Source organism: Amycolatopsis sp. NPDC006125 (assembly GCF_040614195.1).
Lineage (GTDB): Bacteria > Actinomycetota > Actinomycetes > Mycobacteriales > Pseudonocardiaceae > Amycolatopsis_E > Amycolatopsis_E tucumanensis.
Genome location: NZ_JBEXTZ010000056.1, coordinates 46,723 through 53,708, shown reverse-complemented (window position 1 = coordinate 53,708; position 6,986 = coordinate 46,723). Strand labels below are relative to the sequence as shown.

Here is a 6,986-nt window from a genome sequence, read left to right as displayed (position 1 = left end):
CCCGCGGCGGCACCGGCGCCGGCAGCCGCGGCGGCCGGGCCCGCGGGCGGGCGGTAGCGGCCACGCATCGGCCGGTCGGCCGGGTTCTGGGGACCACCGTTCTGGGGTCCACCGTTCGGGGGCGGCGGACCGGGACGGCGCGGCGGCGGCGGAGGCATCCGGTTGCCCGCGGGCGGGACGCGGCGGGCGCCACGCGGGGCGTCCGGGTCCTGGCCGCCCGGCCAGCCGGGGCCACCGCCCTCGCCGGGCCACTGCGGGCCCTGGGGCCCACGGGCCTGCGGGCGCTGGGGAGGCACGGGCCGCCGCGGTGGTTCGTCACCGCTCGGCCAGGCCGGGCCGCCGCCCTCGCGCGGCCACTGGGCACGACGGGGTTCATCAGGCTCCTGACCAGGCCAGGAGCGATTGCGGTGGTCGTTCACGAGTGAGCCTCCCAGACCGGCGGTACACCGGGCGCCGTTCTGTGATCGAGTGCCAGCGCTGCGCTACGTCCCCTCACTGCCCGGCCGTCCTCCGGGACGGGCCGTGCGGGGTTCCGTTGCCCGAGACGTACGAACGCACCAGGTGGTTCCAGCGGCACGTCCGGCACACCTCCACCACATGGACGTTGAACTCCCCGACCAGGTTGGCCAGGCGGGCCAGTTCCGTCGGTGTCCTCGCCGAGCCGGAGACGTGCTTGAGCTGTTCCCCGAACACCCAGGACACGTTCGTCAGGCCGTCCTTCCCGCACAGCGGGCAGGGGGCGTCGCTCGGTTCGCCGTGGAACCGGGCAGCTCTGAGCAGGTACGGGTCGGCGTCGCAGACGTCGCGCGTGCCGACACGACCGGAGCGGACGCCGGCCAGCAGCGCACGGCGCTGCAGGGCGTAGTCCACCACCTGTCGCTGGTTCTGCACGGTGACAGAGTACGTGGCCGTCGTGTGTCCGCCATGAGCTGTGCGGACTAACGGTCTGGACCGCGTGTGCGACACGCCGACCTTTCGATAACGCTCTGGTGAACATCACGGGTGTGGTTCAGGGCGCATTGGGTGATCGTTGGTGTTGGCTACACCACTTCGATGTATCGGCCCGATATAATTCGGCGTTAGGTTGCCGGAGTGTCGTGGAAGTCCTCGAAAGGGGGTGCACCGTGCTGGAGTTCGCCATCCTGGGGCTGCTGCACGAGGCACCGATGCACGGCTACGTGCTGCGCAAACGGCTGCACGACACGCTCGGCATGTTCCGCACCTTCTCGTACGGCTCGCTGTACCCGACCTTGCGCCGGTTGCAGCGGGCGGGGTTCATCGAAGAGGCCGACAGTGACGTCGGGGGAGCCGGAGAGCCCGTCAAGGGCTGGGGCCGGCGGGCTCGGACGGTGTACAAGCTCACAGCGGAGGGTAAGGAGCACTTCGCGAAGCTGCTCGTCGACGCCGGGCCGCAGACCTGGGAGGACGAAGGGTTCGGGGTCCACCTGGCCTTCTTCTCCCGGACACCGGCCGATGTCAGGATGCGGATCCTGGAGGGCAGGCGCCGCCGGGTCGAGGAACGCCGTGAAGGACTCCGGGCGGCGCTCGCCCGGGCCGAGGAGAAGATCGACCGGTACACGCGTGAGCTGCACCGCCTGGGGCTGGAGAGCAGCGAGCGCGAGGTGCGCTGGCTGAACGAACTGATCGCGCACGAGCAGGACGAGCAGAACCGCGGGCTTCAGAGCTGAGACCGCATCCGAAATCGGCAAGACATCACTGAACGAAGGAGAAACCGGCATGGGCGACAACAGCGGCCGCGTACGGGTGGCCATCGTTGGCGTCGGAAACTGTGCGGCGTCGCTGGTGCAGGGGGTGCACTACTACCGCGACGCCGACCCGGCCTCGCGGGTGCCCGGCCTGATGCACGTGCGGTTCGGCCAGTACCACGTCGGTGACGTGGAGTTCGTGGCCGCGTTCGACGTCGACGCCAAGAAGGTCGGCCAGGACCTGTCGTCCGCGATCCTCGCCAGCGAGAACAACACGATCAAGATCACCGACGTGCCGCCGCTCGGTGTGCCGGTCCTGCGCGGCCCCACGATGGACGGTCTCGGCCGCTTCTACCAGGAGACCATCGAGGAGTCCGACGAGGAGCCGGTCGACGTCGTCGCCGCGCTGCGCGAGGCCCAGGTCGACGTGATGGTCTCGTACCTGCCGGTCGGGTCCGAGCAGGCCCAGAAGTTCTACGCCCAGTGCGCCATCGACGCCGGTGTGGCCTTCGTCAACGCGATCCCGGTCTTCATCGCCTCGAACCCGGAGTGGGCGCAGAAGTTCACCGACGCGGGTGTCCCGATCGTCGGTGACGACATCAAGTCCCAGGTCGGCGCCACCATCACGCACCGCGTGCTGGCGAAGCTGTTCGAGGACCGCGGGGTCCAGCTCGACCGCACCATGCAGCTGAACGTGGGCGGCAACATGGACTTCAAGAACATGAAGGAACTGGAGCGCCTGGAGTCCAAGAAGGTCTCCAAGACCCAGGCCGTCACCTCGCAGATCGACCGCGACCTCGGCAAGGCCAACGTCCACGTCGGCCCGTCGGACTACGTGCAGTGGCTGGAAGACCGCAAGTGGGCCTACGTCCGGCTGGAGGGCCGCGCCTTCGGTGACGTGCCGCTGAACCTGGAGTACAAGCTCGAGGTGTGGGACTCGCCGAACTCGGCGGGCATCATCATCGACGCGGTGCGCGCCGCGAAGATCGCCCTCGACCGCGGCATCGGCGGCCCGCTGCTGTCCGCGTCGTCCTACTTCATGAAGTCGCCGCCGGAGCAGTACGACGACTCGACCGCGCGGGACGCGGTGGAGAAGTTCATCACCGGCGACATCGAGCGCTGAGTGCCGAGGGGCCCGGTCCTGGACCGGGCCCCTTTTCTCAGTCCCGGAGCGCGGCGGGCAGGTCCGCGACGGTGTCCAGCACGCGGTGGGCCTGCGCCAGCACGGCCGGATCCGGCGGGAAGTGCGGGTTCGGCACGGCGTAGACGGTCATGCCCGCGGCCAGCGCGGCCTTGAGCCCGTTGGTGGTGTCCTCGACGGCGGCGCACCGCGCGGGGTCCTTGCCCAGCCTGCGGGCGGCTTCGAGGTAGACGTCCGGCGCCGGCTTGCCCGCGGCGACCTGCTCGCTGGACAGCGCCACCTCGACGAGGCCGGTCAGGCCGGTGGCCTCGAGGAACGCCTGGATCAGCACCGGCGGTGACGAGCTGGCGATCGCCACCGGGTACCGCTCGCCGACCGCGCGCACGGCCGCCGCGGCGCCGGGCAGCACGGGCGGCCCGCCCGCGTAGCGCTTGGCCATCTGGTCGATCACGACCTTGGCGATCCGGTCCGGCGTGAGCCGCGCGCCCAGGTGCTCGACCAGGTAGCGCGCCCATTCCGGGGTGCTCATCCCCTGCATCGCCCTGGTCGCCGTGGCCGTCCAGCTGCCGCCGTGGTCGGCGACCACCGCCCGGCGGACCTCGTCCCAGGTCTGCTCGGAGTCCACGAGCACGCCGTCGAGGTCGAAAACCACCGCGTCCATGCCCGTGACCGTACCTACTCGCCCGCCGCCAGGCGCAGGATCGGGTCGAGCAGGCCGGGGAAGCGTTCGCCCAGGTCGTCGCCGCGGACCTGGATCCGCCGGTGCCTGCCGTCCACGGTCATGGTGATCACGCCGGCCTCCCGCAGGATCCGCCAGTGGTTGGTCAGGGTCGACATCGGCACGTCCAGGCCGTCGGCCAGCACGGCGCAGGTCGACCCGGGGTTGCCGGAGGCGCGCCGCACCAGTTCCAGCCGCACCGGATCGCCGAGCGCGTGCAGCACCGGCGCGAGTGCCAGCGACTCGCGAGCGGGGTGGGGTAGCGATCGCATGGGTCGAGCGTAGCAAACAGTTCGACAGTTCGGGATTATCGAACTATGGTCCGGTCCCATGACGGAGATCGGAACGCGCCCCGTGAGCCGGCCGGTGCTGCTCACGCTGACCTGCCTCGGCCAGTTCATGGTGCTGCTCGACAGCACCATCGTGGGCGCGGCGCTGCCCGACATGCAGGAGCGGCTGCACGTCGGGCTCAGCGGCCTGCAGTGGATCGTGGACGCCTACGTGCTGCTGGTCGCCATGCTGTTGCTGTCCGGCGGGGTGTTCGCCGACCGGTTCGGCCGCAAGCGCGTGTTCCTCGCCGGGGTCGCCGTGTTCACGGCGGCGTCCGTGGTGTGCGCCGTCGCGCCGTCGCTCGGCTGGCTGATCGCCGGACGGGTGCTGCAGGGCATCGGGGCCGCGGCGCTCAGTCCCGCGTCGCTGGCCCTGCTCAGCGCCGCGCACCCGGTTCCGGCCGAGCGCGTCCGGGCGATCGGGCTGTGGGCCGGGTTCAGCGGGATCGGCCTGGCCGCCGGACCGCTGGCAGGCGGCATCCTGGTCGAGGCCTTCTCCTGGCCTGCCATCTTCCTGGTGAACGTGCCCGTCGGCGCGGTCCTGCTGGTGGCCGGCGTGCGCGTCCTGGGCGAGTCCCGCAACTCGGAGGCGCCGTCGATCGACGTGCCGGGCACGGTCCTGTCGGTCGTGGGCGTCGGGGCGCTGACCTACGGCCTGATCGAGGGCGGATCACGCGGCTGGACTTCGCCACTGATCCTGGGCAGCTTCGCGGTCGCGGTGGTGGTGCTCGCCGGGTTCGTCGCCGTGGAGGCCCGCCGGACGGCGCCGATGCTGCCGTTGCGGCTGTTCCGGGAGCGGCTGTTCACGGTGTCGAACACGGCGATGGTCGTGGTGGGTTTCGCGTTGATGGGCTCGTCGTTCTTCTTCTCGCAGTTCTTCGTGCACGTCCAGGGCAGTTCGGTCCTGGTGGCCGGGTTGCGGACGCTGCCCGCGTCGCTCGGCATGGTGGTGGTGAGCCCGTTCGCGGGCAGGCTCGCGGCGCGGCACGGCTTCCGGGTCGTGGTCACCAGCGGCCTGGTGCTGGCCGGGCTGGGCCTGCTGGTGCTGGGGTTCGTGGACGCGGGCACCGGCTACGGCAACGTGTGGTGGCGGCTGGCGCTCACCGGGATCGGGTTCGCGCTGGCCATGTCGCCGTTGACCGGGGCCGCGATCCAGGCGGTGAGCCCGCGGGAGGGCGGGCTGGCGTCCGGGATCAGCAGCACGACCAGGCAGATCGGGGCCGTGCTCGGCGTGGCGGTGCTGGGCGCGGTCGTGCAGACCGGTGCGGGTTTGGGCAGCGCCTTCGTCGTAGCCGGCGCCGTCACCCTCGGCGGCGCGGTACTGGTTGTGAGCCGATTAACTTAGACAACCTAAGCAATAAAAGCTTAGTATAGCTAAGTGAATCCAGGAGTAGCAGAGCTCGCGCACGAGCTGCGCCCGCTGGTCTTCCGCCTCTACTACGTGGTCCGGCGGCTGACCCCGCAGCACCAGCTCACCCTGACCCAGGGATCGGTGCTCAGCGAGCTGGTCCACGGTGGCTCGCGGCGCATGAGCGTCCTCGCCGAGCTGGAGGGCGTGCGGCAGCCGTCGATGACGGACCTGGTCCGCAGGCTGGAGCGGCTCGGCCTGGTGAGCAGGCGCCCCGATCCGGACGACCGGCGCGCGGTGCTCATCGAGGCCACCGAGTCGGGCACGCGGTACGTGACCGACCTGATCACGGCCCGCGAGGAGTTCCTGCGCGAGCGCCTTGCCGCCCTGGATCCGGCCGACCGCGACGCGATCGACGCCGCGCTGCCGGCCTTGCGGAGGCTCATCGATCCGGTCAAGAAGGAGGAGCTGCTCGCATGAGCAGTCACAGTCACGGGAGCCTGCTGGACGCGCTGAAGAACCAGCCCAAGCAGGTGTGGATCACGGCGTTCGCCGCGGTCATCGCGTTCATGGGGATCGGACTGGTGGACCCGATCCTGCTGTCCATCGCCGAGGGGCTGCACGCCACGCCGTCCCAGGTGACGCTGCTGTTCTCGTCCTACCTGGGCGTTCAGGTGATCGCGATGCTGGTCACCGGCGCGGCGAGCGCGAAGTTCGGTCCGAAGCGGACGGTCCTCACCGGGCTGGCGCTGATCGTGGTCGCGACCGCGCTGTGCGCCGCGGCCGGGTCGATCGAACAGCTCGTCGCCCTGCGCGCCGTGTGGGGCCTTGGCAACGCGTTCTTCATCGCCACCGCGCTGTCGGTGATCGTCGGCGCCGCGACCGGCGGGCAGGCCGGCGCGATCCTGCTCTACGAGGCCGCGCTCGGCGTCGGTCTCGCGGTCGGGCCGCTGCTCGGCGCCCTGCTCGGCAGCATCTCCTGGCGCGGCCCGTTCGTCGGCACCGCCGTGCTGATGGCCGCCGCCCTGGTGCTGTGCTCGATCTTCCTGGCGAGCGACAAGCACGAGAAGCGGACCCCGATCCGGCTGCTCGACCCGCTGCGCGCGCTGAAGCACGCCGGCCTGCTGCGCACCTCGATCGGCTCGGCGTTCTACACCGCCGCGTTCTTCACCGTCCTGGCGTGGACGCCGTTCGTGCTGGACTGGAGCGCCGTCGCGGTCGGGCTGATCTTCTGCGGCTGGGGCCTGTGCGTCGCGGTCGCCGGGGTGGTGCTCGCGCCGAAACTGGCCGCCCGGCTCGGCGAGCGGCACGCGACCGTGGTGTCCGTGCTCGGCTACGCGGTGCTGATGGTGGTGCTCGTGGTGCCGAGCAAGCCGGTGATCGTGGTCGGCGTGATCGTGTCCGGGCTGGTCTCCGGCCTGCTGAACACGCTGTTCACCGGCACCGCGATGTCGATCAGCGGCGCGCCCCGGCCGGTGGCCAGCGCGGGTTACAACTTCTGCCGCTGGCTCGGCGGCGCCGTGGCCGCCACCCTCGTCGGGCACGTCGCCGAATGGCTCGGGTCGGAGCACGCCCCGTTCGTCATCGCCGCGGTCCTGTGCGTGCTGGCCGGGGGTCTCCTGGCGGTCCGGACGAACAGCGCGGATCCGCACCGTGTGCCGCGTGAGGCAGCTCTCGTCGGGGAAGAGCTTTGACTGCCGTTCACCTGTAGTTTGAGGACACCTGGCCTCTGTCGCTTAACGTC

8 protein-coding genes are annotated in these 6,986 nt (G+C 70.9%); 5 read left to right on the top strand and 3 right to left on the bottom strand.

Features of this window, described 5'->3' with window-relative positions:
• Positions 1 to 492 precede the first annotated feature (492 nt).
• A complete protein-coding gene (locus tag ABZ193_RS26300; protein ID WP_020423024.1) occupies positions 493 to 891 on the bottom strand; it encodes a DUF5318 family protein in 399 nt (132 codons plus the stop codon).
• 233 nt (positions 892 to 1,124) lie between these two features.
• Between ABZ193_RS26300 and ABZ193_RS26295 the strand changes: the two genes are divergently transcribed.
• Together ABZ193_RS26295 and ABZ193_RS26290 are read left to right on the top strand one after the other, a co-directional pair.
• Positions 1,125 to 1,688, top strand: a complete 564-nt coding sequence (locus ABZ193_RS26295) for a PadR family transcriptional regulator (protein ID WP_017985876.1) — start codon at positions 1,125 to 1,127, stop codon at positions 1,686 to 1,688.
• Positions 1,689 to 1,737: 49 nt separating this feature from the next.
• Entirely contained in the window at positions 1,738 to 2,829 is a 1,092-nt protein-coding gene (locus ABZ193_RS26290; protein ID WP_237335871.1) for an inositol-3-phosphate synthase, read from the top strand.
• 37 nt (positions 2,830 to 2,866) lie between these two features.
• On the opposite strand, the gene ABZ193_RS26285 is transcribed toward ABZ193_RS26290, so the two are convergent.
• Together ABZ193_RS26285 and ABZ193_RS26280 are read right to left on the bottom strand one after the other, a co-directional pair.
• On the bottom strand, positions 2,867 to 3,508 hold the full coding sequence (locus ABZ193_RS26285; protein ID WP_237335872.1) for an HAD family phosphatase: 642 nt from the start codon (positions 3,506 to 3,508) through the stop codon (positions 2,867 to 2,869).
• A gap of 14 nt (positions 3,509 to 3,522) precedes the next feature.
• Positions 3,523 to 3,837, bottom strand: a complete 315-nt coding sequence (locus ABZ193_RS26280; protein ID WP_027936620.1) for a helix-turn-helix domain-containing protein — start codon at positions 3,835 to 3,837, stop codon at positions 3,523 to 3,525.
• A 58-nt stretch (positions 3,838 to 3,895) separates the two neighbouring features.
• Between ABZ193_RS26280 and ABZ193_RS26275 the strand changes: the two genes are divergently transcribed.
• From ABZ193_RS26275 to ABZ193_RS26265, 3 genes are read left to right on the top strand one after another with little or no spacing between them, the layout of a single operon-like run.
• Complete coding sequence (locus tag ABZ193_RS26275; RefSeq protein WP_354711837.1) at positions 3,896 to 5,239, top strand: DHA2 family efflux MFS transporter permease subunit; 1,344 nt, start codon at positions 3,896 to 3,898, stop codon at positions 5,237 to 5,239.
• Positions 5,240 to 5,272: 33 nt separating this feature from the next.
• Complete coding sequence (locus ABZ193_RS26270; protein WP_354711836.1) at positions 5,273 to 5,722, top strand: MarR family transcriptional regulator; 450 nt, start codon at positions 5,273 to 5,275, stop codon at positions 5,720 to 5,722.
• Entirely contained in the window at positions 5,719 to 6,936 is a 1,218-nt protein-coding gene (locus ABZ193_RS26265; protein WP_354711835.1) for an MFS transporter, read from the top strand. The genes ABZ193_RS26270 and ABZ193_RS26265 overlap by 4 nt, the downstream gene beginning before the upstream one ends.
• Positions 6,937 to 6,986: the final 50 nt, after the last annotated feature.

Coding starts and splice junctions, on each gene's coding strand:
- ABZ193_RS26290 (WP_237335871.1), top strand. CDS start 1,738: ATGGGCGACAACAGCGGCCGCGTACGGGTGGCCATCGTTGGCGTCGGA.
- ABZ193_RS26285 (WP_237335872.1), bottom strand. CDS start 3,508: ATGGACGCGGTGGTTTTCGACCTCGACGGCGTGCTCGTGGACTCCGAG.
- ABZ193_RS26280 (WP_027936620.1), bottom strand. CDS start 3,837: ATGCGATCGCTACCCCACCCCGCTCGCGAGTCGCTGGCACTCGCGCCG.
- ABZ193_RS26275 (WP_354711837.1), top strand. CDS start 3,896: ATGACGGAGATCGGAACGCGCCCCGTGAGCCGGCCGGTGCTGCTCACG.
- ABZ193_RS26265 (WP_354711835.1), top strand. CDS start 5,719: ATGAGCAGTCACAGTCACGGGAGCCTGCTGGACGCGCTGAAGAACCAG.